21 protein-coding genes and 1 pseudogene are annotated in these 24,076 nt (G+C 58.1%); 18 read left to right on the plus strand and 4 right to left on the minus strand.

Annotation, left to right across the window (positions count from 1 at the left end; genetic code table 11):
- Positions 1-75 precede the first annotated feature (75 nt).
- On the minus strand, positions 76-1,065 hold the full coding sequence (tauA, locus tag JFU37_RS13655) for a taurine ABC transporter substrate-binding protein (protein ID WP_201115770.1): 990 nt from the start codon (positions 1,063-1,065) through the stop codon (positions 76-78).
- Between the two features lie 363 nt (positions 1,066-1,428).
- Here tauA and JFU37_RS13660 point away from each other — a divergent pair, with 363 nt between their 5' ends.
- The 9 genes from JFU37_RS13660 to JFU37_RS13700 all read left to right on the plus strand — a co-directional run bounded on the left by JFU37_RS13660 (position 1,429) and on the right by JFU37_RS13700 (position 10,409).
- Positions 1,429-2,760 carry an OprD family porin gene (locus JFU37_RS13660; RefSeq protein ID WP_201115771.1) on the plus strand — a complete coding sequence of 444 codons (1,332 nt, stop codon included), beginning with the start codon at positions 1,429-1,431 and terminating at the stop codon, positions 2,758-2,760.
- A 411-nt stretch (positions 2,761-3,171) separates the two neighbouring features.
- Complete coding sequence (locus JFU37_RS13665) at positions 3,172-4,515, plus strand: OprD family porin (protein ID WP_201115772.1); 1,344 nt, start codon at positions 3,172-3,174, stop codon at positions 4,513-4,515.
- A 291-nt stretch (positions 4,516-4,806) separates the two neighbouring features.
- Positions 4,807-5,445: a peroxiredoxin gene (locus tag JFU37_RS13670; protein WP_201115773.1), complete on the plus strand. Its 639-nt coding sequence runs from the start codon at positions 4,807-4,809 to the stop codon at positions 5,443-5,445.
- Between the two features lie 284 nt (positions 5,446-5,729).
- The gene (gene ssuE / locus JFU37_RS13675; protein ID WP_201115774.1) at positions 5,730-6,323 is read left to right on the plus strand and encodes an NADPH-dependent FMN reductase; all 594 of its coding nucleotides are present in this window, start codon (positions 5,730-5,732) and stop codon (positions 6,321-6,323) included.
- 101 nt (positions 6,324-6,424) lie between these two features.
- Positions 6,425-7,390: a sulfonate ABC transporter substrate-binding protein gene (locus tag JFU37_RS13680; RefSeq protein ID WP_201115775.1), complete on the plus strand. Its 966-nt coding sequence runs from the start codon at positions 6,425-6,427 to the stop codon at positions 7,388-7,390.
- 25 nt (positions 7,391-7,415) lie between these two features.
- Positions 7,416-8,564 carry an FMNH2-dependent alkanesulfonate monooxygenase gene (gene ssuD, locus JFU37_RS13685; protein WP_201115776.1) on the plus strand — a complete coding sequence of 383 codons (1,149 nt, stop codon included), beginning with the start codon at positions 7,416-7,418 and terminating at the stop codon, positions 8,562-8,564.
- Between the two features lie 9 nt (positions 8,565-8,573).
- Positions 8,574-9,356, plus strand: a complete 783-nt coding sequence (ssuC, locus tag JFU37_RS13690; RefSeq protein ID WP_201115777.1) for an aliphatic sulfonate ABC transporter permease SsuC — start codon at positions 8,574-8,576, stop codon at positions 9,354-9,356.
- A complete protein-coding gene (gene ssuB / locus JFU37_RS13695; RefSeq protein ID WP_201115778.1) occupies positions 9,353-10,159 on the plus strand; it encodes an aliphatic sulfonates ABC transporter ATP-binding protein in 807 nt (268 codons plus the stop codon). Before ssuC ends, ssuB begins: the two co-directional genes overlap by 4 nt.
- Positions 10,160-10,193: 34 nt before the next feature.
- Complete coding sequence (locus JFU37_RS13700; protein WP_007942473.1) at positions 10,194-10,409, plus strand: TOBE domain-containing protein; 216 nt, start codon at positions 10,194-10,196, stop codon at positions 10,407-10,409.
- A 204-nt stretch (positions 10,410-10,613) separates the two neighbouring features.
- Here the strand turns inward: JFU37_RS13700 and JFU37_RS13705 are convergent, their stop codons facing one another.
- On the minus strand, positions 10,614-11,252 hold the full coding sequence (locus tag JFU37_RS13705; protein WP_201115779.1) for a TetR/AcrR family transcriptional regulator: 639 nt from the start codon (positions 11,250-11,252) through the stop codon (positions 10,614-10,616).
- Positions 11,253-11,514: 262 nt separating this feature from the next.
- Positions 11,515-12,891 carry a glutamine synthetase family protein gene (locus JFU37_RS13710; RefSeq protein ID WP_201115780.1) on the minus strand — a complete coding sequence of 459 codons (1,377 nt, stop codon included), beginning with the start codon at positions 12,889-12,891 and terminating at the stop codon, positions 11,515-11,517.
- A gap of 278 nt (positions 12,892-13,169) precedes the next feature.
- On the opposite strand from JFU37_RS13710, the pseudogene JFU37_RS30650 reads away from it, so the two are divergent.
- The 8 genes and pseudogenes from JFU37_RS30650 to JFU37_RS13745 form a co-directional block, all read left to right on the plus strand.
- Positions 13,170-13,439, plus strand: a pseudogene (locus JFU37_RS30650) (gamma-glutamyl-gamma-aminobutyrate hydrolase family protein); the annotation flags it as partial.
- Positions 13,440-13,572: 133 nt separating this feature from the next.
- Positions 13,573-14,931 carry a glutamine synthetase family protein gene (locus tag JFU37_RS13715; protein ID WP_201115781.1) on the plus strand — a complete coding sequence of 453 codons (1,359 nt, stop codon included), beginning with the start codon at positions 13,573-13,575 and terminating at the stop codon, positions 14,929-14,931.
- Between the two features lie 58 nt (positions 14,932-14,989).
- Positions 14,990-16,354, plus strand: coding sequence for an aspartate aminotransferase family protein (locus JFU37_RS13720; RefSeq protein WP_201115782.1), 1,365 nt, complete (start codon positions 14,990-14,992; stop codon positions 16,352-16,354).
- Positions 16,355-16,536: 182 nt separating this feature from the next.
- Positions 16,537-17,634: a polyamine ABC transporter substrate-binding protein gene (locus JFU37_RS13725; protein WP_201115783.1), complete on the plus strand. Its 1,098-nt coding sequence runs from the start codon at positions 16,537-16,539 to the stop codon at positions 17,632-17,634.
- Between the two features lie 219 nt (positions 17,635-17,853).
- On the plus strand, positions 17,854-18,951 hold the full coding sequence (locus tag JFU37_RS13730; protein WP_201115784.1) for a polyamine ABC transporter substrate-binding protein: 1,098 nt from the start codon (positions 17,854-17,856) through the stop codon (positions 18,949-18,951).
- A 70-nt stretch (positions 18,952-19,021) separates the two neighbouring features.
- Entirely contained in the window at positions 19,022-20,164 is a 1,143-nt protein-coding gene (locus tag JFU37_RS13735) for an ABC transporter ATP-binding protein (RefSeq protein ID WP_201115785.1), read from the plus strand.
- Positions 20,165-20,199: 35 nt separating this feature from the next.
- On the plus strand, positions 20,200-21,081 hold the full coding sequence (locus tag JFU37_RS13740) for an ABC transporter permease subunit (protein ID WP_342214945.1): 882 nt from the start codon (positions 20,200-20,202) through the stop codon (positions 21,079-21,081).
- The gene (locus JFU37_RS13745) at positions 21,078-21,968 is read left to right on the plus strand and encodes an ABC transporter permease subunit (protein WP_201115787.1); all 891 of its coding nucleotides are present in this window, start codon (positions 21,078-21,080) and stop codon (positions 21,966-21,968) included. The genes JFU37_RS13740 and JFU37_RS13745 overlap by 4 nt, the downstream gene beginning before the upstream one ends.
- A 101-nt stretch (positions 21,969-22,069) precedes the next feature.
- Here JFU37_RS13745 and JFU37_RS13750 read toward each other — a convergent pair whose 3' ends face one another.
- Complete coding sequence (locus JFU37_RS13750; RefSeq protein WP_201115788.1) at positions 22,070-22,711, minus strand: HD domain-containing protein; 642 nt, start codon at positions 22,709-22,711, stop codon at positions 22,070-22,072.
- A 306-nt stretch (positions 22,712-23,017) separates the two neighbouring features.
- Here JFU37_RS13750 and JFU37_RS13755 point away from each other — a divergent pair, with 306 nt between their 5' ends.
- Positions 23,018-23,983: a GlxA family transcriptional regulator gene (locus JFU37_RS13755; RefSeq protein WP_201115789.1), complete on the plus strand. Its 966-nt coding sequence runs from the start codon at positions 23,018-23,020 to the stop codon at positions 23,981-23,983.
- Positions 23,984-24,076 lie beyond the last annotated feature (93 nt).

The raw sequence follows: 24,076 nt of genomic DNA on the forward strand, positions 1-24,076 counted from the left end.
ATAACGCGTGCTGCTTGAATGAGCGCGTTGTCCCGTCGTTTTTCGCGAGCAAGCTTGCTCCTACAGGTCGGTGTTTCACTCGGTTACGTATTTCGCGCTGACATACGGCGAGTAATCCGGCAGCACCGTTTCAACCTTCCCTTGTTCCTTCAAGAACTTCGCCGTCTCGCCAATCGCCTTGGCCGTGCCGCCGTCCAGCAGCGCGGTGGTTTGTTGAGCCTTGGCATCCGGAAAGGCGGAGCCTGCCAGCAATTCCGGCACATCGGCAGCGTTCGCACCGGTCAGTTTGGCGATTTTTTGTACTGGCACCGAGTCAGCCGTCCAGCTGTCTTTATGCGCGGCATAGTCGGCGAACGAATCCAGGGTGACCTTGGCGAATTTGGCCACGACCTCCGGGTGTTTCTCGGCGTAATCCTTGCGCGCGACCCAGACTTCAAAGGTCGGTGCACCCCATTGGCCGACTTGAGCGGCATCGGTCAAGGTCTTGCCGGTCTTGCGGATTTCCCCCAGGGCTGGCGACCAGACAAACGCGCCATCAATGTCCCCACGCTTCCAGGCAGCGGCGATTTCCGCCGGTTGCAGGTTCACCACTTTGACTTTTGAGGCGTCCAGGCCCCAGTGCTTCAGCGCGCCGAGCAGGCTGTAGTGGGAGGTCGAAACGAACGGGGTGGCGATGGTTTTTCCGATCAGATCTTCCGGTTTATTGATGCCGCTGCCATTACGCACCACCAGGGCTTCGGCGGCATTGATCTGGGCGGAAACGATGAACGCGACAATCGGCAGATTGCGCGAGGCCGCTGCCGCCAGCGGGCTGGAGCCGAGGTTGCCGATCTGCACATCGCCGGACGCAATGGCGGTGACCACTTCCGGGCCGCTGTTGAAGCGCCGCCAGTCGATAGGCTGGCCGATGGTTTTCTCGTAAAGGCCATCCGCTTGCGGGACTTTGCTGGGGTCGATCCCGGTTTGATAACCCACAGTGAGGTTCGCTGCGTGGGCGGAAAAAGAAAATACGAGCGATACACAAGCTGTAACAAATGGACTGGATAGTGCGCGTTTGGTCGTCATGGCAACGCCTCTCGGTAAAGGAAATGTTTCCGAATTGCGTCAACGCTAATCGATCTAAAAACAAGCTAACAAATACCATTTAGGAATTAGCTTATGAGTCGGCCGCTCTATTTCGGGCCGATGGTTGGGGGTGAGATTTATTCCTAAAAGGTATGAAAGAAAGAATTGACCAATTCTTTTTGGGTTTATGACGAATTCATGACCCCGCAAGGACCAAAAAACGGGGATTAGACTATGGTCGTAGACACACATAGTTACGATTGACTTGTGGGTCACGGTCTGGCGCTAATCGCGCATCTTAGGATTCGAGGCATTTGACCCCGAACCAGGAACACAAGAATTAGAAACGAGAGGAGCGAAACAATGAACAAGTCGACCTTGGCTTTGGCCGTGGCTGTTGGGGTTTTGGCGCAGCAGGCAGGCGCCGCCGGTTTCCTGGAAGACAGCAAGGCTTCCGTTAGTTCCCGCACCATGTTTTACGACCAGGATAACCGTGAAGGCGGCGCGGATCAGAAAGAGACCGCAGAAGGCCTGAAGTTCGATTATCTGTCCGGTTTCACCCAGGGTACTGTTGGTTTCGGTATCGATGCCCAAGCAATGATGGGCATCCATCTGGACGGCGGCAAGGGTCACCACCCAGCCACCAACACATTCTTCCCAAGCGATACCGATGGCTCGGCCGTGGACGAGTGGAGCCGTGGGGCGGCTAACGTCAAGGCACGCTTCTCGAAGACCGAGGCTCACCTGGGTGGCGCTCTGGCACCCCAGTTGCCGATCCTGCTATCGAACGACAGCCGCCTGCTGCCACAGACCTTTGACGGCGGCACCATCACTTCGAAGGAAATCGACAACGTCACTATCAACGCAGGTCAACTGGAGCACTCGGCGGGTCGCGCCTCGTCCAACTCCACCGGCCTGGCAGTGAATGGCGGTACTCAGGACAGCAACCAGTTCCGCTACGCCGGTGCTGACTGGAAGGTCACCAAAGACCTGACCCTGCAGTACTACCATGCGAATCTGAAGGATTACTACAAACAGGACTTCCTTGGCTTGATCCACGTTTTCACGATCGACGCCAATCAGTCCTTCAAGACGGATCTCCGTTATTTTGACAGCGGCTCCGACGGCAAGAACGGCGATCCAGGCTATCAGTTCAATAACAACGGTGGTTTCGCCAAGAACCCGGGCGAAGTCGACAACAAGACCTGGAGCGCCATGTTCACCTACACCCTGGGTGGCAGCGCGTTCCTGCTGGGCCATCAGCGTGTGAACGATGACGGCGGCTTCGTCATGCTGAACCAGGGCAGCGTAGTTAATGACAATAACCGTTCGGAAGGGAACGGGGGCACCAGCTTCTATCTGTTCACCGACTCCATGATTAACAGCTTTATCCGTGCCGGTGAAAACACCACCTTCGGTCAGTACAGCTACGACTTCGCCAGCTTGGGTGTACCAGGTCTGAAAGCGTCGGTCGCCTACCTGCATGGCGACGATATCAAAGCCACGACCGGCAATGGCCCTGATGCATCCGAGTGGGAGCGCGACATGCGGATCGACTACACCATCCAGCAGGGTGCCCTTAAAGGTTTCGGCGTGACGTTGCGTAATGGCGTCTACCGTGGCAGTGAAGTCTCCGCCAGCCCAGATATTGACCAGACCCGTCTGATCTTCAACTACACCTACAGCTTCCTGTAATAGCTTCAAGACGAAGCCTCGCCAGCTGGCGAGGCTTTTTTTCGTCTTTTCTTTTATATTCCAAAAACAGCTAGGCTAGTTATTTTTTATTCTTTTTAGCTTTTTATCCGAAGGCCTACAGTAAGCCGGTCCGACATTCACGGTGAGTCTCGGATTTCGGCAATTTCGTCCCGCGACAATTGATCAGTTCAGGAATTGGCCTTTCGCCAGATACCTCGGATTTGCCATGTGTTGGCATATTCCATAATGATATTAAAAATTTATAAACGATTCTTTTTAGGCTTATGAATCTGTATCCTGCCGCGGCCAAACGACCGGACTAGACGGTCTGCCGCGAATTACGCGTTGAGGATCCCGGGCGATCGATCCAGGACCAGAAACACAGAATTAGAAACAATAGGAGCGAAACAAATGAACAAGTCCACCTTGACCCTGGCTGTGGCCGTAGGGGTTTTGGCGCAGCAGGCAAGCGCCGCAGGTTTCATCGAAGACAGCAAGGCAACGTTGGGGCTGCGTAACTTCTACATCAACACCGATTACCGTGACGGTACCGGCCCGAACAAAAACGAAGAGTGGGGCCAAGGCTTCGATCTGCGTTTCATCTCCGGTTACACCCAAGGCACCGTTGGCTTTGGTGTTGATGCGATCGGCTTGCTGGGCGTTAAGCTGGATTCGGGTGGCGGCACTAACGGCGCCACTGCGACTTCCTACGGCGGCACTGTTTTCCCAAGCAAGTCCAACGGCGAAGCGGTTGATGACTTCTCCAGCCTGGGCCTGACTGCCAAAGCCAAGGTCTCTCAGACCGAGCTGAAATTGGGCACCCTGCAGCCAAAACTGCCTGTCATCGTCACCAATGACGGTCGTCTGTTGCCACAAACCTGGCAGGGTGGCCAGATCAGCTCGAACGACATTAAGGATCTGACCCTGATCGGTGGTCAGATTGAGCAGGCCAAAGGTCGTAACTCAAGCAACAACCAACAGTTGTCGATTTCGGGCGCCAACGGCCGAAGCGCAACTGCTCGTGACAGCAACAAGTTCATCTATGCCGGCGGTGACTACAAAATCACCAAAGACCTGACGGCCCAGTACTACTACGGCAACCTGGAAGACTTCTACAAGCAACACTTCCTGGGTCTGGTTCACAACTGGGCCATCGGCCCGGGCGTGTTGAAGTCGGACTTTCGCTACTTCAACAGCTCTGACGACGGAGCCAACGGTCACAATCCGCTTTACTACAGCACCGGCAACTACAGCGGCGTGCCTAACGGAAAAGGCCAGGTCGACAACAACCTGTACAGCGGCCTGTTCCTGTACTCCGTTGCCGGTCACACCTTCGGTGGCGGTTACCAGGTCAGCAACGGCAGCAGCGACTTCCCGTGGCTGAACCAAGGCGACGGCTCGTCGAACTACACCATCACCGATTCGCAAATCCAGAAGTTCGGCCGTGCCGGCGAGCGCACCTGGCTAGCACGCTATTCGTATGACTTCGCCAAGGTCGGCGTGCCTGGCCTGACGGCGGGTATGGTTTATCTGCATGGCGACAATATCGACACCGTTAACGCTCGCGGTGCAGAGGCGGCTAACGGCGCTTCCGAGTGGGAACGCGACCTGACCGTTGGTTACGTTGTTCAGTCCGGCGCGTTGAAAAACCTCGGCGTGATGTGGAAAAACGCTACCTGGCGTACCGACCTGCCGAGCACGCGCTCCCAGGACGAAAACCGCCTGATCGTCAGCTACTCGATCCCGCTGCTGTAACAGCGCTCGCGTCACTGACGTAAAAAAGCCCCGCCCGGCATCACGCCGGGCGGGGCTTTTGCGTTTCAAGTCAGGCTCACCCCCGTAAACCCTCCTCGAAATTTCCCTCTTTTGCAGCAACTCAGACCTTCTCGAACCTTGTGGGCGATGTTCGTCGCGATGCTGGCAGAGGTCCAGTGAACAGATCTTTAATATTCATTTAAGATCTAAATAAATCGATATTTATTCTTTTTAATTCATAGGCAACACAGGCACAGTTGAGCTCAACCCGCACTCATCAGGAGCAGCACCATGAGCCTCAGACTGGGCGATATTGCCCCCGATTTCGAACAGGATTCCAGCGTCGGCACCCTCCGTTTCCACGAATGGCTGGGCGATAGCTGGGGCGTGCTGTTCTCCCACCCGGCGGACTTCACCCCGGTGTGCACCACCGAACTCGGCTTCACTGCCAGGCTCAAGGATGATTTTGCCAAGCGAGGCGTCAAGGCCATCGCCCTGTCCGTAGACCCGGTGGATTCGCACCACAAGTGGATCGAGGACATCAACGAAACCCAGAACACCCTCGTTACCTTCCCGATCCTCGCCGATGCCGACCGCAAGGTGTCGGACCTCTACGACCTGATCCACCCAAACGCCAACGACACCCTGACCGTGCGCTCGCTGTTTGTGATCGATCCGAATAAAAAGGTTCGGCTGACCATCACGTACCCGGCCAGCACCGGCCGCAACTTCCACGAGATTTTGCGAGTGATCGACTCGCTGCAACTCACCGACCACTACAAAGTGGCCACCCCGGCCAACTGGCAGGACGGTGATGAAGTGGTGATCGTGCCGTCGCTCAAGGACGAAGACGAAATCAAGCAACGCTTTCCCAAGGGTTATCGTGCGGTGAAACCGTACCTGCGCCTGACGCCGCAGCCTAATCGTTGAAGATCAAAAGATCGCAGCCTGCGGCAGCTCCTACAGGTGAACGCCGATCCATGTAGGAGCTGCCGCAGGCTGCGATCTTTTGAAGGTCTCCACAAAGCAGAGGGTTTCAGGCCGTTTTTACGGCCTGTTTTTTTTGTCTAAAGAAAGGTATTTCGCATAGATCTTAAGCGAATAACCAAATGAATAAATATGATTTATAGATATATAAATCACCTGTTAAGGTCACTCCATCGAAGCGAGATCGCAAACCGCGAATCGCCCGCACCGTTCAAGGAATCGTCTGAATGCTGGTCGTCTCACTCGGTGGCAGTCCCAGTCCGCGCTCCCGTTCCGGAGTCTTGCTGGAACGCTCCCAACGCTGGTTACAGCAGCAAGGTGTGGAAGTGGTGAGTTACCAGGTAAGGGACTTCCCGGCCGAAGACTTGCTGCATGCACGCTTTGACAGTCCGAAGGTGATCGACTTGCTGCAACAGATCGAAAACGCGGATGGGCTGTTGATCGCTACACCGGTCTACAAGGCATCGTTCTCCGGTGCACTGAAAACCGTGTTGGACTTGCTGCCCGAACGGGCGCTGGCCCACAAAGTGGTTCTGCCCATGGCAACCGGTGGCAGCATCGCCCACATGCTGGCGGTGGACTACGCGCTCAAACCGGTGCTGTCGGCGTTGAAAGCCCAGGAAATGCTCCACGGGATTTTCGCGGTAGACAGCCAGATCGCTTACGGCGAAGGCAGCGCCCAGGCGCAATTGGCGCCGGAGCTGGAACAACGATTGAACGAATCGCTGGAGTTGTTTTTCAGCGCCATGGCCCGACGGCCCAAGCCGCTCGATCCGAACCTGTTGAATGAACGTTTGTTGAGTGCTCGCTGGAGCATTTAAGCCTGCACTTAAGCCACACCTGAATTTGAAGTACTCACCTTACTCAGCCGCCAACGGCCAAGCAGGTGCAGCCAAAACCTAACTGCAAAAAGGAGAGCGCTATGCGCACTGTCATTTTGCGTCGTGGTCTGGTCGCCCTGTTTGTTGCGGCTGTGTCCTTCGGCGTTATTTCTCAAGCTCAGGCCGAGACGTTACGAATCGGTTATCAAAAGTACGGCACGTTGGTGCTGCTCAAAGCCAAGGGCACGCTGGAAAAACGCCTCGCCGCCCAAGGCGTGGAGGTGCAATGGACTGAATTTCCCGGTGGCCCGCAGTTGCTTGAAGGCCTGAACGTCGGCTCCATCGACTTCGGCGTCACCGGTGAAACACCTCCCGTCTTCGCCCAAGCGGCGGGCGCTGATTTGCTCTACGTCGCCTACGAACCGCCAGCCCCCCACAGCGAAGCGATCCTGGTGCCGAAGGACTCGGCGATCAAATCGGTGCAGGACCTCAAGGGCAAGAAAGTCGTCCTGAATAAAGGCTCCAACGTCCACTACCTGCTGGTTCGCGCCCTGGAAGACGCCGGCCTCAAATACACCGATATCCAGACCGTATTCCTGCCGCCCGCCGATGCCCGCGCCGCGTTCGAGCGTGGCAGTGTCGATGCCTGGGTGATCTGGGACCCCTACCAGGCTGCCGCCGAACAGCAACTGCAAGCACGCACCTTGCGTGATGGCCAAGGCATCGTCGACAACCATCAGTTCTACCTGGCGACCAAGCCTTACGCGCAAAAAAATCCTGAGGTGATCAAGGCCCTGGTGGAAGAAGTTCGCGCGGTCGGCGAGTGGTCCAAGGCCAACCCCGTCGAGGTGACCCAACAGGTTTCGCCACTGATCGGCCTGCCAGCGGACATCACCCTGACCTCGATGAAACGCCAGGGTTACGGTGCGCTGTTCCTCACGCCTGAAGTGATCGCCGCCCAACAGAAAATCGCCGACACCTTCTACCAGCTCAAGCTGATTCCGAAGCCATTGAGCATCAAAGACGTGATCTGGACGCCACCGGCGGCCGTTGCCAACGCACAGTAATTCGACTTTTTAAGGAGACCACTCCATGAGCCTCAATATCTTCTGGTTCCTGCCTACCCACGGTGACGGCCATTACCTTGGCACCGCCGAAGGCGCTCGCGCCGTCGACCACGGTTACCTGCAACAAGTCGCGCAAGCGGCGGATCGCCTGGGCTTCGGCGGGGTGCTGATTCCCACCGGTCGCTCCTGCGAAGACTCGTGGCTGGTGGCGGCGTCGCTGATCCCGGTGACCCAGCGTTTGAAATTCCTCGTCGCCCTGCGCCCCGGGATCATTTCCCCGACGGTAGCGGCGCGTCAGGCCGCCACGCTGGATCGCTTGTCCGGAGGGCGTGCGCTGTTCAACCTGGTGACCGGGGGTGATCCGGAGGAGTTGGCCGGCGACGGTTTGTTCCTCAGCCACGAAGAGCGCTATCAAGCCTCGGTGGAATTCACCCGCATCTGGCGTCGCGTGCTGGAAGGCGAAACCGTTGATTACGACGGTCAGCACATCAGCGTGAAGGGCGCGAAGTTGCTCTATCCACCGATCCAGCAACCGCGTCCGCCCCTGTACTTCGGCGGCTCGTCGGAAGCGGCGCAGGACCTGGCGGCTGAACAGGTGGAAATGGTCCTGACCTGGGGCGAACCACCGGCCGCTGTTGCGGAAAAGATCGAACAAGTGCGCGCCAAAGCGGCGAAGCTCGGACGCACCGTGCGCTTCGGCATTCGCTTGCACGTGATCGTTCGCGAAACCAATGCCGAAGCCTGGCAAGCGGCGGATCGACTGATCTCGCACCTGGACGACGACACCATTGCGCGCGCCCAGGCCTCCCTGGCGCGCTTCGATTCCGTTGGCCAGCAACGCATGGCCGCGCTGCATGGCGGTAGCCGCGACAACCTGGAAGTCAGTCCCAACCTTTGGGCCGGCGTCGGCTTGGTGCGTGGCGGTGCCGGGACAGCGCTGGTGGGCGACGGTCCGACCGTGGCCGCACGTGTGAAGGAGTACGCGGACCTGGGCATCGACACGTTCATCTTCTCCGGTTATCCACACCTGGAAGAATCCTATCGCGTCGCCGAATTGCTGTTCCCGCATCTGGATATCGAGCGTCCCGAACTGCCGAAAAGCAGCGGTTACGTCAGCCCGTTCGGCGAGATGGTGGCCAACGACATCCTTCCCAAAGCTGCGTCCCAGAGCTGAGACGCCGCCATGAAGAAACTCATCCACACCCTGGCCCCTTGGGCGTTGCCGATCGTGTTGCTGGCAGTGTGGCAGTTGTCAGTGTCGGCGGGCTGGTTGTCGACGCGGATTCTGCCGGCGCCCATCGCCGTCATCGAGGCCGGCGTGAGCCTGGTGCGCAGCGGCGAAATCTGGACTCACCTGGCAATCAGCGGCTGGCGTGCGGCACTGGGCTTCACCATTGGCGGCAGTATCGGTCTGGCGTTGGGCTTCATTACCGGCCTGTCGACATGGGGCGAACGCCTGCTCGACAGTTCGGTGCAGATGATCCGCAACGTGCCGCACCTGGCGCTGATTCCACTGGTGATCCTGTGGTTCGGCATCGACGAGTCGGCGAAGATTTTCCTGGTGGCGCTGGGCACCTTGTTCCCGATCTACCTCAACACCTACCACGGCATCCGCAACGTTGATCCGGCGTTGGTGGAAATGTCCCGCAGTTATGGTTTGTCCGGTTTCAGCCTGTTCCGCCAGGTGATCTTGCCCGGCGCGTTGCCTTCGATTCTGGTGGGCGTGCGTTTCGCCCTCGGCTTCATGTGGCTGACGCTGATCGTGGCGGAAACCATCTCCGCCAGCTCGGGCATCGGCTACCTGGCGATGAATGCCCGGGAGTTCTTGCAGACCGACGTGGTGGTGCTGGCGATTCTGTTGTACGCGGTGCTCGGAAAATTGGCCGACCTGGCGGCCCGTGGTCTTGAGCGTGTGTGGTTGCGCTGGCATCCGGCTTATCAAGTGACCAAAGGAGGTGCCGCATGACGGCTCAACAACCTCCACGCCTGCTGCGCGGTATTCCGCTGGCAGTGCGCAAGCTGCAAAAAACCTTTGGCTCGCGACAGGTATTACGCGAGATCGACCTGCACATTCCTGCCGGTCAGTTCGTCGCCGTGGTTGGCCGCAGTGGTTGCGGCAAAAGTACCCTGCTGCGCTTGCTCGCCGGTCTCGACAAACCCACGGGCGGTCAGTTGCTGGCCGGCTCGGCACCGCTGAGCGATGCGCGGGAAGACACGCGATTGATGTTTCAGGAAGCGCGATTGCTGCCGTGGAAAAAAGTCATCGACAACGTCGGCCTCGGACTCAAGGGCAACTGGCGTCCACAGGCGCTGGAAGCACTGGAGTCGGTCGGCCTGGCGGATCGTGCCCACGAATGGCCGGCGGCTCTGTCCGGTGGGCAGAAGCAACGTGTTGCGTTGGCCCGTGCGCTGATTCATCAACCGCGTTTGCTATTGCTCGACGAGCCGCTGGGGGCGCTGGATGCCCTGACCCGCATTGAAATGCAGCAACTGATCGAGCGGCTCTGGCAGAAGCACGGCTTCACCGTGTTGCTGGTGACCCACGACGTCAGTGAAGCGGTGGCGATTGCCGATCGGGTGATCCTGATCGAAGCGGGCGAAGTCGGCCTCGACCTGCACGTGGAACTGCCGCGCCCACGGGTTCGGGGTTCCCATCGGCTGGCGGCGCTGGAAACCGAAGTCCTCAACCGCGTACTTGCACTGCCCGGCGAGCCGCCGCAACCGGAACCTGTTTCACCCTTGCCTACGCAATTGCGTTGGGCTCAATAACTCAAGCCTCATCTCAACGACAGGAATTAACATCATGACGATCAAAGCCATCAACGTTCGCAACCAATTCAAGGGCGCCATCAAGGAAATCGTACTCGGCGACGTCCTTTCAGAAATCGATGTGCAGACCGCGTCCGGCATCGTGACGTCGGTGATCACCACCCGCTCGGTGAAAGAGCTGGAACTGGTGGTCGGCAGCGAAGTGATCGCGTTTGTGAAATCCACCGAGGTGTCGATCGCCAAGTTGTAAGGCGTGTGCGCTGCGAACAACCCCGAATGGTGTGAGCCCTTCGGGGTTTTTTATGTGCATGAATCAGTGAGTTCGGTGGTGCAGCCTTCGCGAGCAAGCCCGCTCTCACATTGGATCTGCGTCATACACAATTTCTCTGCTCACCGAGGATCAAATGTGGGAGCGGGCTTGCTCGCGAAGAGGCCATTGAAGGCAGCAAAGAAATCAGGCTAGAACAATTCGCTTCGGCAGATACGGCGGCAAGTACAGCCCCAGGTACGCATCAAACACCCGCATCCCTTCCTCGGCCATGCGCGGGGTAATCTGCCCATGCTGTTGCACCGAGCGCGCATAGACCCGGTCTCCCAGCTCCATGGCCAGGGCAAACACATCCACGTCTGTCGGCAGCTTCGGCAGTTCGAAATGATGATCGAACAGCTTGTGCATCAGGTCGCCCAGCTCGATGTCGTGCTGGCGGTCAGCCTGGGTGACTTCAGTCAGGCCATGCTGGGCGAGGATCAACTGGCGCGCCGCGGCGTCTTCGTCGTAGATATCGAGCATGCGCTGTTCAACCAGTCGCGAGAGGTCACGCCAGTCGCGCAGGGCGCCGTGGTCGATGGGCGCTTGCAGGCATGCGCGGAACGCGGCGTGGACGTCGGCGGTCAGGGCTTCGAGCAGGGCCGGGACGCTGGCGAAAAAGTGGTAGACCGAGGAGGGCGGAATCTCCGCGCGCTCGGCGACGCTGTAGATCGACAGACTGGCCACGCCCTCGGCGGCCAGCAGCGTGCGGGCGGCATCGAGTATCGAATCGATCCGGGCCTGGCTGCGGGCGCGGGGTTTGCGTGGGGTGGCGAGTCGGGTCATTGGAGTCTCCAGCGGGGCAGCGGGCATTGTACGCAAATCCTCAGAGCGACGATTACCCCTGTGGCGAGGGGATTTATCCCCGTCGGGTCGCGAAGCGTCCCCAAAATCTGCAGCTGTGGTATGTCAGGAAGATCGCGTACAGAGGATTTGCGACTGCTTCGCAGTCGAACGGGGATAAATCCCCTCGCCACAAAGTTAGTATTCGGCCATAAAAAAACGCCACAAGCTGTGAGGCCGGCGGCGTTTCGTTTACTGCAACCGCTTACACGGTATGCAGGTACCAGTTGTATTCAAGGTCAGAAATGGAGTGTTCAAACTCCTCCAGCTCACTTTCCTTACAGGCCACGAAGATATCGATGTATTTCGGATCGATGTACTTGGCCATGACTTCGCTGTCGTCCAGCTCACGCAGTGCATCGCGCAGGTTGTTCGGCAAGCTTTGCTCGTTCTGCTCGTAGGAGTTGCCTTCCACGGGTGCGCCCGGCTCGATTTCGTTGGTCAGGCCGTGGTGAATACCGGCCAGAACCGAAGCCATCAACAGATACGGGTTGGCGTCGGCGCCGGCTACACGGTGCTCGATGCGCACGGCATCGGAGGAACCGGTCGGTACGCGGATCGCTACGGTGCGGTTGTCCAGGCCCCAGCACGGCGAGTTCGGCACGTAGAACTGTGCGCCGAAACGACGGTAGGAGTTGACGTTCGGGCAGAGGAAAGCCATCTGCGCCGGTAGGGTCTCGAGCACACCGCCGATCGCGTGACGCAGTGCGGCGTTCTGCTCGGGATCCTCACTGGCAAAAATGTTTTTGCCTTCTTTGTCGAGAATCGAGATGTGGACGTGCAAACCGTTGCCCGCCTGGCCTGGATAAGGCTTGGCCATGAAGGTGGTGTCCATTTCATGGTCGTAGGCGATGTTTTTGATCAGACGCTTGAGCAGGACCGCATAGTCGCAGGCCTTGATCGGGTCGGCCACGTGGTGCAGGTTCACTTCGAACTGCGCCGGGGCACTTTCCTTGACGATTGCATCGGCAGGGATGCCTTGCTCTTTCGCACCTTCCAGAATGTCCTGGAGGCAGTCGACGTATTCGTCGAGGTCGTCGATCAGGTAAACCTGAGTCGAATGCGGGCGTTTGCCGGAGATCGGCGAGCGCGGAGGTTGTGGGCGACCGTTCACGTTCTCCTGGTCGATCAGGTAGAACTCCAGTTCGAACGCGGCGCAGATGGTCAAACCCATCTCGTCGAACTTGGCGACAACCTGACGCAGGACTTCGCGAGGATCGGCGAAGAAGGGGTCACCTTCGAGTTCGTGCATGGTCATCAACAGTTGCGCGGTAGGGCGCTTCTGCCAAGGCTCGTTGCACAGGGTGTCAGGGATTGGATAACAGATTCGGTCAGCATCGCCGATGTCCAGACCCAGGCCGGTGCTTTCCACCGTCGAGCCATTGATATCCAGAGCAAATAGAGAGGCCGGCAGGTTGATGCCTTTCTCGTAAACCTTGTGGAGGCTGGTGCGTTCAATGCGCTTGCCGCGCACCACACCATTCATATCCGCAATCAGAAGGTCAACGTACAGAACCTCAGGATGTTCCTTAAGGAACGCGTTCGCTTCGTTAAGCTGAACGGCACGCGGGGGTACCGACATGATGCAACACCTTTGTTGTTAAAAATATCAATCATTGATCTCTTCGGATTCCAGTCAACCCGAACGGCATGCCGAAGTCAAGTGAGGCCTTTTTTGCCCTAAAAAAGCACCTGTGGGGCTTTTTTGAGGCACTTTGGGGCGTTTTTATGCCTTTGGATGCTTTGGCGCCCGCGGGTTTGAGCGGGCCGTGTTGTATTTTTTACGGGGGTGTTGTGTAAAAAAATGAACAAGGCTAAGCTCGATTCAAACCCATAACAGCAATAATACCGGGGTGCTTCATGTCTCGCCTGCCGTTAATCGGCGTCGCCGTCTGCTCCAGGCAGATCGGTCAGCATGCTAATCACATCAGTGGCGACATTTCTGTCCGCGCCGTGGCCTCAGCGGTTTCGGGCCTGTCAGTCATCCTCCCGTCCCTGGCGGATCGACCGTCACCGTCCGATATTCTGGACGGTCGCGAAGGCACCCCCATTAGGGTTACTCCATTCAATATAGAACCGATTCACTATAGCGGCTCAGCTATCGCGCCGGGCTTCGCTCGCGATTCTGCACACCTTGCAGTTGCCGCACGGTCCGAAAAAAACACAATAGCCTGTCGCAGACCCGCATTTCAACGCGACGCCGATGCGTCAACTATTGCCTGACGCTTGCAAGCGTCAGGAAACTCAAAGCCTAGAGGCATTTATGAGTAACAACCTCGACCAGCTCACCGATTGGTTGAAAGACCACAAGATCACAGAAGTCGAATGCATGATCGCCGACTTGACCGGGATCACCCGGGGCAAGATTTCGCCGACCAACAAGTTCATCGCCGAAAAAGGCATGCGCCTGCCAGAGAGCGTTCTGTTGCAGACCGTGACCGGCGACTATGTCGAAGACGACATCTATTACGAATTGCTCGACCCGGCGGACATCGACATGATCTGCCGTCCCGACCACAACGCTGTGTTCCTGGTGCCGTGGGCCATTGAGCCGACCGCCCAGGTGATTCACGACACCTACGACAAGCAAGGCAACCCGATCGAGCTGTCGCCGCGCAACGTGCTCAAAAGAGTGCTGAAACTCTATTCCGACAAGGGCTGGCAACCCATCGTGGCGCCGGAAATGGAGTTTTACCTGACCAAGCGCAGTGACGATCCGGACTACCCGCTGCAACCGCCGATCGGCCGCTCCGGTCGCCCGGAAATTGGCCGTCAATCGTTCTCCATTGAAGCGGCGAACGAATTCGATCCGCTGTTCGAAGACGTCTACGACTGGTGCGAATTGCAGGAGCTGGACCTCGATACGCTGATCCACGAAGACGGCACGGCGCAGATGGAAATCAACTTCCGTCACGGCGATGCCCTGTCTCTTGCTGACCAGATTCTGGTGTTCAAACGCACCATGCGCGAGGCCGCGCTCAAGCACAACGTGGCGGCCACTTTCATGGCCAAGCCCATGACCGGCGAGCCGGGAAGCGCGATGCACTTGCACCAGAGCGTCATCGACATCGAAACCGGCAAGAACGTCTTCTCCAATGAAGACGGGACCATGAGCCAACTGTTTCTGAACCACATTGGTGGCCTGCAGAAATTCATTCCGGAGTTGCTGCCGCTGTTCGCCCCTAACGTCAACTCGTTCCGTCGCTTCCTGCCGGACACCTCGGCACCGGTTAACGTGGAATGGGGCGAAGAGAACCGCACCGTGGGCCTGCGGGTTCCGGACGCCGGGCCGCAAAACCGTCGGGTGGAAAACCGCCTGCCGGGTGCTGATGCCAACCCTTACCTGGCGATTGCCGCGAGCTTGCTCTGCGGTTACATCGGCATGGTTGAAGGGATTAACCCGAGTGCGCCGGTGGTGGGCCGTGGCTATGAACGCCGCAACCTGCGCCTGCCACTGACCATCGAAGACGCGCTGGAACGTATGGAACACAGCGCGACTATCGAGAAATACCTGGGCAAGAAATTCATCACTGGCTACGTCGCGGTCAAGCGGGCCGAGCATGAAAACTTCAAGCGCGTGATCAGTTCATGGGAGCGGGAATTCCTGCTCTTTGCCGTCTGATGCGCCGGGCGCGGATGGAAAATTCCGCGCCTTTCACTGCAACCTTAGGAGAATTCGCATGACCAGCAACAATCCGCAAACCCGTGAATGGCAGGCCCTGAGCAGCGATCACCACCTGGCCCCGTTCAGTGACTTCAAGCAGCTGAAAGAGAAAGGCCCGCGCATCATCACCAGCGCCAAGGGCGTTTACCTCTGGGACAGTGAAGGCAACAAGATCCTCGACGGCATGGCCGGCCTCTGGTGCGTAGCGATCGGTTACGGTCGCGATGAGCTTGCGGATGCCGCCAGCAAACAAATGCGCGAACTGCCTTACTACAATCTGTTCTTCCAGACCGCTCACCCACCGGTGCTGGAACTGGCCAAGGCCATCTCCGACATCGCGCCAGAGGGCATGAACCACGTGTTCTTCACCGGTTCCGGCTCGGAAGGTAACGACACCATGCTGCGTATGGTTCGTCACTACTGGGCAATCAAGGGCCAGCCGAAGAAGAAGGTCATCATCAGCCGCAAAAACGGTTATCACGGTTCCACCGTGGCCGGTGCGAGCCTGGGTGGCATGACGTACATGCATGAACAAGGCGACTTGCCGATTCCGGGCATCGTCCACATCGCCCAGCCGTACTGGTTCGCTGAAGGCGGCGACATGACACCGGAAGAGTTCGGTGTATGGGCGGCCAATCAGCTGGAAGAGAAAATTCTGGAAGTCGGCGTGGACAACGTGGGTGCCTTTATTGCCGAGCCGATCCAGGGCGCCGGTGGCGTGATCATTCCGCCAGACACCTACTGGCCGCGCATCAAGGAAATCCTCGCCAAGTACGACATCCTGTTCGTGGCGGACGAAGTGATTTGTGGTTTCGGCCGCACCGGTGAGTGGTTCGGCTCCGATCACTACGACCTCAAGCCCGACATGATGACCATCGCTAAAGGCCTGACCTCCGGCTACATCCCGATGGGTGGCCTGATCGTTCGTGACAGCGTGGTCGAGGTGCTCAACGAAGGTGGCGATTTCAACCACGGTTTCACCTATTCCGGGCACCCGGTGGCCGCTGCGGTGGCACTGGAAAACATCCGCATCCTGCGCGAAGAGAAAATTATCGAGCGCGTTCATGCAGAAACGGCACCCTATTTGCAAAAGCGTCTACGGGAACTGAACGATCACCCGTTGGTGGGGGAAGTGCGCGGGGTGGGTCTGTTGGGGGCCATCGAACTGGTTCAGGACAAGGTCACTCGCAAGCGTTACGAAGGCAAGGGCGTCGGCATGATCTGCCGCCAGTTCTGCTTCGACAACGGCCTGATCATGCGCGCCGTCGGCGACACCATGATCATCGCTCCGCCGCTGGTGATCACCAAGGCTGAAATCGATGAGCTGGTGACCAAGGCGCGCAAGTGTCTGGACCTGACCCTGAGTGCGTTGCAAGGCTAAGTGCTAGGCTCTGAGCGGGGTGCGAGGTATGCATTTCGCTCGGAGTGAATAAAGGATGGGTCTTTCCTTGAAAGCCTGCCTTGGAACTTGCCAGACTACCGGTTGTTCGGATGCCCAGTAAAAGGCCGCTGAGCACGTGGTTAAAAAGAAAAATTGGAACATTACCCATGAAGGCATTAGGTATGAAAATAGCTGGTAAGACCCTCCTCGCCATGTCCCTGCTGGGCGTGATGGCGGGTGCAGTTCAGGCAGACGACAAGGTGTTGCACGTCTATAACTGGTCCGATTACATCGCTCCGGACACCATCGCGAACTTTGAGAAAGAGTCCGGGATCAAGGTGGTGTACGACGTTTTTGACAGCAACGAAACCCTGGAAGCCAAGTTGCTGGCTGGCAAGTCCGGCTACGACATCGTCGTACCGTCGAACAACTTCCTGGCCAAGCAAATCAAGGCGGGCGTTTACCAGAAGCTGGACAAGTCCAAGCTGCCTAACTGGAAGAACCTGAACCCCGAACTGCTCAAAGCAGTTTCGGTGAGCGACCCGGGCAACGAACATGCCTTCCCTTACATGTGGGGTTCGATCGGTATCGGCTTCAATGCCGAGAAGGTCAAGGCTGCACTGGGTGCCGACGCACCGACCAACTCCTGGGACCTGATCTTCAAGCCTGAAAACGCCGCCAAGTTGAAGTCGTGCGGGATCAGCCTGCTCGATTCGCCAACCGAAATGATTCCGGCGGCATTGCACTACCTGGGCCTGCCAACCGACAGCCAGAAGAAAGAAGACATCGACAAAGCTGAAGCACTGCTGCTCAAAGTCCGTCCTTCGATCGCCTACTTCCACTCGTCCAAGTACATCTCCGACCTGGCCAACGGCAACATCTGCGTAGCCGTCGGTTATTCGGGTGACGTCTATCAGGCCAAGTCCCGCGCGACCGAAGCCGGCGATAAAGTCAAAGTCAGCTACAACATTCCGAAAGAAGGTGCTGGCAGCTTCTACGACATGGTCGCCATCCCTAAAGATGCCGAAAACGTCGAAGGCGCCTACAAGTTCATGACCTACCTGCAGAAGCCGGAAGTCATGGCTGCAATCACCAACGCCGTGCGCTTCCCGAACGGTAACGCGGCGGCCACGCCGTTGGTTGATAAAGACATCACCAGCGACCCGGGCATCTACCCGCCGGCCGATGTGCAGGCCAAGCTGTACGCGATTGCCGACTTGCCGGCCGCGACCCAGCGGATCCTGACGCGCAGCTGGACCAAGATCAAATCGGGTAAATAAGTAAAACCCTGTAGGAGCGAGCTTGCTCGCGAAAAAAACCGTAACGCCGCGGGGTGTCAGGCACAACGCGTTATCGTTGACGACCATCGCGAGCAAGCTCGCTCCTACAAGGGTCGTATCTGCATAAAAGTTTTGCTGGAATGGTTTTTCGAGGGTAAGTTGCGCGCCGGTTTTGTTGCTGGGGCAACTTGGGCCCAACTAATTTTAGAGGACCTCCACTTGCCTATTTTTTCTTTGTTGCGCAATGCGCTGCTGGTCGGTGCCGGGCTGACGCTTGCCGTCAGTGTCCAGGCCGCCGGTACGGTGCATATTTATAATTGGTCGGACTACATCGGTCAGACCACCTTGGCAGATTTCCAGAAAGAGGCCGGCATCAAGCCGGTGTATGACGTTTTCGATTCCAACGAAACCCTGGAAGGCAAGTTGCTGGCCGGGCGTACCGGCTATGACGTCGTGGTGCCGTCCAACCATTTCCTGGGCAAGCAAATCAAGGCAGGCGCTTTCCAGAAACTCGACAAATCGAAACTGCCGAATTATTCGAACCTCGACCCGGTGCTGCTCAAGCGCCTGGAGCAGAACGATCCGGGTAACCAATATGCCGTGCCCTATCTGTGGGGCACCAACGGCATTGGTTACAACGTCGACAAGGTCAAGGCTGTGCTCGGCCTCGACAAGATCGATTCCTGGGATGTGGTGTTCGAGCCGCAGAACATCAAGAAACTGCACAGTTGTGGCGTAGCGTTCCTCGATTCCGCCGACGAGATGATGCCGACGGTCCTCAATTACATGGGCCTGAACGCCAACAGCACCAACCCCGAAGACTACAAAAAGGCGGAAGCGAAGTTGCTGGCGGTGCGGCCGTACGTGACGTACTTCCATTCGTCCAAGTACATCGCAGACCTGGCCAACGGCGACATCTGCGTGGCGATCGGTTTCTCCGGTGACATCTTCCAGGCCAAGGCCCGAGCCGCTGAAGCCGGTAAAGGCATGAACATCGCCTACTCGATTCCGAAAGAGGGCGGCGCGCTCTGGTTCGACATGCTGGCTATCCCCAAGGATGCCGCCAACGTCAAGGAAGCCCACGCCTTCATCAACTATTTGCTGAAACCTGAGGTGATAGCCCAGGTCAGTGATTACGTCGGCTACGCCAACCCTAATCCGGGGTCGGACACACTGATGGAACAGTCCATTCGCACCGACGAAGCGGTTTATCCACCGCAAGCAGTCCTCGACAAGACGTACGTGTCCATCGAGTTACCGCCGAATATTCAACGTTTGATGACCCGCAGCTGGACCAAGGTCAAGTCGGGTAAATAGCTTCAAGGCTCAAACTATCCAAGGTTCGCCCGCCTCGGGCGAACTGAAAATTTTGTTGGGAGTTTCGTAAATGGCAGTTGCCTCCGGCGCCTATAAGAAAGCCCTCGAGGGCGACCAATTACCTAAACAGGTATTGGTCAAAATCGACCGGGTCACGAAGAAGTTCGACGAGACGATTGCCGTGGACGATGTGTCCCTGGAAATCAAGAAAGGCGAAATTTTCGCCCTCCTCGGCGGTTCAGGATCGGGCAAATCCACCTTGCTGCGCATGCTCGCAGGTTTCGAACGGCCCACGGAGGGGCGCATTTTCCTCGATGGCGTAGACATCACTGACATGCCGCCGTACGAACGGCCGATCAACATGATGTTCCAATCCTATGCCTTGTTCCCGCACATGACCGTGGCGCAGAACATTGCCTTCGGCCTCAAGCAGGACAAGCTGTCCTCCGCTGAAGTCGATGCGCGTGTGGCCGACATGCTCAAGCTGGTGCAGATGAGCCAATACGCCAAGCGCAAGCCGCATCAGTTGTCCGGTGGCCAGCGTCAGCGTGTGGCCCTGGCGCGTTCGTTGGCCAAGCGACCGAAGCTGTTGCTGCTCGACGAACCGATGGGTGCCTTGGATAAAAAGCTGCGTTCGCAAATGCAGCTTGAGCTGGTCGAGATCATCGAGCGCGTTGGCGTAACCTGCGTCATGGTGACCCACGATCAGGAAGAGGCCATGACCATGGCCGAGCGTATTGCGATCATGCACCTGGGCTGGATCGCCCAGATCGGCAGCCCGATCGACATTTACGAAACCCCGACCAGCCGTCTGGTCTGCGAGTTCATCGGCAACGTCAACATCTTCGACGGTGAAGTGATCGACGATGCCGAAGGCCACGCGACCATCACCTGCAAGGACCTGGATCGCCAGATCTACGTGGGCCACGGCATCAGCACGTCGGTGCAGGACAAGTCCGTCACCTACGCGATCCGTCCGGAAAAACTGCTGGTGACGCCGACCATGCCGACCTGCGAATACAACTGGTCCAGCGGCAAGGTCCATGACATCGCCTACCTCGGTGGTCACTCGGTGTTCTACGTTGAACTGCCGAGCGGCAAGATCGTCCAGTCTTTCGTCGCCAACGCCGAGCGCCGTGGCCAGCGCCCAACCTGGGGTGATCAGGTTTACGTGTACTGGGAAGACGACAGCGGCGTGGTACTTCGCTCATGAACATGCGCAAACTCAAACGCAGCTTCAATCGAATAATTCCCGGTGGCCGTCAGCTGGTCATCGGGGTTCCATTCATTTGGCTGTTCATGTTCTTCATGCTGCCGTTCTTCATCGTATTGAAGATCAGCTTCGCCGAAGCCGACGTGGCCATCCCGCCGTACACCGAAATCTACAGCTTCATCGACCAGAAACTGCAGGTGCTGCTCAACCTCGGTAACTACGCGATGCTTGGCGACGACGAGTTGTACATCGCCGCCTACCTCGGCTCGTTGAAGATGGCGCTGTTCAGCACCATTCTCTGCCTGCTGATCGGTTACCCGATGGCCTACGGCATCGCCAGCGCCCGCAAGGAAGTGCAAACGGTGCTGGTGCTGTTGATCATGATGCCGACCTGGACCGCGATCCTGATCCGCGTTTACGCGTGGATGGGCATCCTGAGCAACAACGGCCTGCTCAACGGTTTCCTGATGAGCATGGGCTGGATCAACGAACCGCTGCAGATCCTCAACACCAACCTGGCGGTGTATATCGGCGTGGTCTATTCGTACCTGCCGTTCATGATCCTGCCGCTCTACGCCAACCTGGTAAAACACGACCACAGCCTGCTGGAAGCGGCCTCCGACCTGGGGTCGAGCACGTTCAACAGCTTCTGGAAGATCACCATTCCGCTGTCGAAGAACGGCATCATCGCCGGTTGCATGCTGGTGTTCATTCCGGTGGTGGGTGAGTTCGTGATTCCGGAGCTGCTTGGCGGTCCGGAAACCCTGATGATCGGTAAGGTGCTGTGGCAAGAGTTCTTCAACAACCGTGACTGGCCAGTGGCATCAGCGCTTGCAGTCGTCATGCTGGCGATCCTGATTGTGCCGATCATCTTGTTCAACCGTAGCCAGGCCAAAGAAATGGAGGGCAAAGAATGAAGCGCTTCCGTTTTTCAAGTTTCATGCTGGTAGCGGGTCTGCTGTTCATCTACGCACCGATGCTGATCCTGGTGATCTATTCGTTCAACGCCTCCAAACTGGTGACGGTATGGGGTGGCTGGTCGATCAAGTGGTACGTCGGGTTGATGGACAACACCCAACTGATGGGCTCGGTGGTGCGCTCGCTGGAAATCGCCTGCTACACGGCGGTGGCAGCAGTGGCGCTGGGTACATTGGCCGCGTTCGTCCTGACCCGTATTACCCACTTCAAAGGCCGCACGCTGTTTGGTGGCCTGGTCACCGCGCCATTGGTCATGCCGGAAGTGATCACCGGTCTGTCGCTGTTGCTGCTGTTCGTGGCGATGGCGCAGATGATCGGTTGGCCACAGGAGCGGGGCATCGTCACCATCTGGATCGCCCACACCACGTTCTGTGCGGCGTATGTGGCGGTGGTGGTGTCGGCGCGCTTGCGTGAGCTGGACCTCTCCATCGAAGAAGCGGCCATGGACCTCGGTGCACGGCCGTGGAAGGTGTTCTTCCTGATCACCATCCCGATGATCGCGCCGTCGTTGGCCGCGGGGGGCATGATGTCCTTCGCCTTGTCGCTGGATGACCTGGTGTTGGCGAGCTTCGTCTCCGGGCCGGGTTCGACGACCTTGCCGATGGAAGTGTTCTCGGCCGTGCGTCTGGGTGTGAAACCGGAAATCAACGCCGTGGCCAGCCTGATTCTGCTGGCGGTGTCGATCGTGACGTTTATGGTCTGGTTCTTCAGCCGCCGTGCCGAAGAAAGCCGCAAACGTGCGATTCAGCAAGCCATCGAAGAAGGCGCCGCCGATTCGTGGAAGCAACCGGACGTGCGTCGCGCACAGGCACCGGAAGCGGCTTAAAACGCTGTAGATCAAAAGATCGCAGCCTGCGGCAGCTCCTACATGGGGATACGTTCCTCCTGTAGGAGCTGCCGCAGGCTGCGATCTTTTGATTTTAGGGGTCAAGAAACCCAAGGTGATTTGCGGATGATCTCGACGAAGTTCATCGGCTTGAAGCCTGGCTCGCTGTCCACCAGCACGTCCGCGTTCACCGTGCCAAACGTGGTATCCGGCTTGTGTTTGAAGCCGTTGGCGAACGCACACAGGATGCACTCCTTGAACCCTTCACCCCGTGGATGCGCATGCACCACTGCTTCCCGTTGCTCGGTCGGAAACGCGGCGTAATCGATCCCCAGCACATCCATCTCAACCCCGGCGGTGACCAGCGCCACGTTAGGACGCAGGTGTTGCGGCACGCCCGGTGTGGTGTGCAGGGCAATCGACAACCACACTTGCTCGAGATCGTCGTCGCTCAGCCCGTAAGGCTGGAGGAACGCTTTGGCGGCATTGGCACTGTCGACCTCGAAGCGCTCGTCGTCGGTGCGATGACCCTCCACCAGGCCCAGATCATGGAACATGGCGCCGACGTAAAGAAGCTCGGGGTTGTAGGCCAGTTGCTTGCGTTCACCGCTCAACGCACCGAATAGAAAGACCCGGCGCGAGTGGTGGTAAAGCAGGTCGGATTCGACGTCGCGGATGTATTCGGTGGTGGCCCTGGCCAACGCGCTATCGGGGATTTTAATACCGGCGATGGTGCTGCTCATGGTGCTTTCCTTGTGGGGAACGCCGTGACGGCGCTGATGGATCAAGTCTGTTCCCGCACCCAAAACCGGACAATCGATGCATGGCTGCGATCCTTGCCAATGAGCATGCATATCGCGCCAACCTCGCTTGTTGCTCGCAGATTGGCTAGGGTTCCACACAGACCCTGTAGGAGCGAGCTTGCTCGCGATGGACGTCAACGATGACGGGACTTGCCTGTATGAACACGGCGTCCTCACGTCCATCGCGAGCAAGCTCGCTCCTACAGGGGTTAGGTGCAACCAGAGCCATTGAGGGCGAATCCTGTCATGAGTAAAACCGTTGCCATCGTAGTGTTCGCAGGCGTTCAGTCGCTGGACGTCACCGGTCCCATGGATGTGTTTTCCGAAGCCAATCGTTTCCTGGAACCGGAAGATCACTATCGGCTGGAGGTCATTGGCGTGGGGCGCGGGGCGATGCCGTGTTCCAACGGTTTGTCACTCAACGCTCATAAGCATTTCAGTGAAGCGCTGGAGGCGTATGACTTGCTGCTGGTGGCCGGAGGGCCGCAGTTGCCGTTCATGGATTTCGGCGCAGCATTCGATGCCTGGCTGCGCGATGCCTGCGCGCGGGCGCAACGGTTTGGCTCGATCTGCAATGGCGCCTTCATGCTGGCGCGGGCCGGGTTGCTCGACGGGAGAACGGTGACGACCCACTGGGGTGACGCGGCAGCGCTGGCTCGGTTGTGCCCGTCGACTCAGGTTGAGGCCGATCGCTTGTACGTGCAGGACGGCGAGCTCTACACCTCGGCCGGGGTCACGGCGGGGATTGATTTGTCGCTGTACCTGCTCGCGCGGGATTACGGCCCGGAAGTGGCGCTCAGCGTGGCGAAGCGGCTGGTGGTGTTCACTCAGCGATCGGGTGGGCAATCACAGTTCAGTCCATTCCTCACACCACACGCTGAGCCCGCTTCTGCCGTGGCGTTGGCCCAGCTCTACGTGCTGGCTAATCTCACCGGCGATCTGACAATCGCTGACCTGGCCAACGCCGCCAACATGAGTGCCCGCAACTTCTCCCGGGTGTTCGCCAAAGAAGCGAAAATCACCCCGGCGGAATTCGTCGAGCGGGCGCGGGTGGACGCGGCAAGGGTACTGCTGGAAAGCACCAGCGCGCCGCTCAAGACGGTGGCGTACCAGTGCGGATTTCGGGATGCGCAGCACATGCGTAGCGTGTTCAACCGCCGGCTCGGTGTGACGCCGCAGCAGTTCAGGCTGAATTTTGCGGCGATGGTTTGAGCGTTGATTGGTTTTGAAGATCAAAAGATCGCAGCCTGCGGCAGCTCCTACAGGGAATCGCGTTCAAATGTAGGAGCTGCCGCAGGCTGCAAT

Origin of the sequence: Pseudomonas sp. TH41, from assembly GCF_016650695.1 — a bacterium.
In the GTDB taxonomy this organism is placed as follows: domain Bacteria; phylum Pseudomonadota; class Gammaproteobacteria; order Pseudomonadales; family Pseudomonadaceae; genus Aquipseudomonas.

Coding starts and splice junctions, on each gene's coding strand:
- JFU37_RS13660 (WP_201115771.1), top strand. CDS start 1,429: ATGAACAAGTCGACCTTGGCTTTGGCCGTGGCTGTTGGGGTTTTGGCG.
- JFU37_RS13750 (WP_201115788.1), bottom strand. CDS start 22,711: ATGAGCAGCACCATCGCCGGTATTAAAATCCCCGATAGCGCGTTGGCC.
- JFU37_RS13715 (WP_201115781.1), top strand. CDS start 13,573: ATGAGTAACAACCTCGACCAGCTCACCGATTGGTTGAAAGACCACAAG.
- JFU37_RS13705 (WP_201115779.1), bottom strand. CDS start 11,252: ATGACCCGACTCGCCACCCCACGCAAACCCCGCGCCCGCAGCCAGGCC.
- JFU37_RS13725 (WP_201115783.1), top strand. CDS start 16,537: ATGAAAATAGCTGGTAAGACCCTCCTCGCCATGTCCCTGCTGGGCGTG.
- ssuC (WP_201115777.1), top strand. CDS start 8,574: ATGAAGAAACTCATCCACACCCTGGCCCCTTGGGCGTTGCCGATCGTG.
- JFU37_RS13745 (WP_201115787.1), top strand. CDS start 21,078: ATGAAGCGCTTCCGTTTTTCAAGTTTCATGCTGGTAGCGGGTCTGCTG.
- JFU37_RS13670 (WP_201115773.1), top strand. CDS start 4,807: ATGAGCCTCAGACTGGGCGATATTGCCCCCGATTTCGAACAGGATTCC.
- JFU37_RS13735 (WP_201115785.1), top strand. CDS start 19,022: ATGGCAGTTGCCTCCGGCGCCTATAAGAAAGCCCTCGAGGGCGACCAA.
- JFU37_RS13665 (WP_201115772.1), top strand. CDS start 3,172: ATGAACAAGTCCACCTTGACCCTGGCTGTGGCCGTAGGGGTTTTGGCG.
- JFU37_RS13680 (WP_201115775.1), top strand. CDS start 6,425: ATGCGCACTGTCATTTTGCGTCGTGGTCTGGTCGCCCTGTTTGTTGCG.
- JFU37_RS13700 (WP_007942473.1), top strand. CDS start 10,194: ATGACGATCAAAGCCATCAACGTTCGCAACCAATTCAAGGGCGCCATC.
- JFU37_RS13710 (WP_201115780.1), bottom strand. CDS start 12,891: ATGTCGGTACCCCCGCGTGCCGTTCAGCTTAACGAAGCGAACGCGTTC.
- JFU37_RS13720 (WP_201115782.1), top strand. CDS start 14,990: ATGACCAGCAACAATCCGCAAACCCGTGAATGGCAGGCCCTGAGCAGC.
- ssuD (WP_201115776.1), top strand. CDS start 7,416: ATGAGCCTCAATATCTTCTGGTTCCTGCCTACCCACGGTGACGGCCAT.
- JFU37_RS13755 (WP_201115789.1), top strand. CDS start 23,018: ATGAGTAAAACCGTTGCCATCGTAGTGTTCGCAGGCGTTCAGTCGCTG.
- ssuE (WP_201115774.1), top strand. CDS start 5,730: ATGCTGGTCGTCTCACTCGGTGGCAGTCCCAGTCCGCGCTCCCGTTCC.
- tauA (WP_201115770.1), bottom strand. CDS start 1,065: ATGACGACCAAACGCGCACTATCCAGTCCATTTGTTACAGCTTGTGTA.
- ssuB (WP_201115778.1), top strand. CDS start 9,353: ATGACGGCTCAACAACCTCCACGCCTGCTGCGCGGTATTCCGCTGGCA.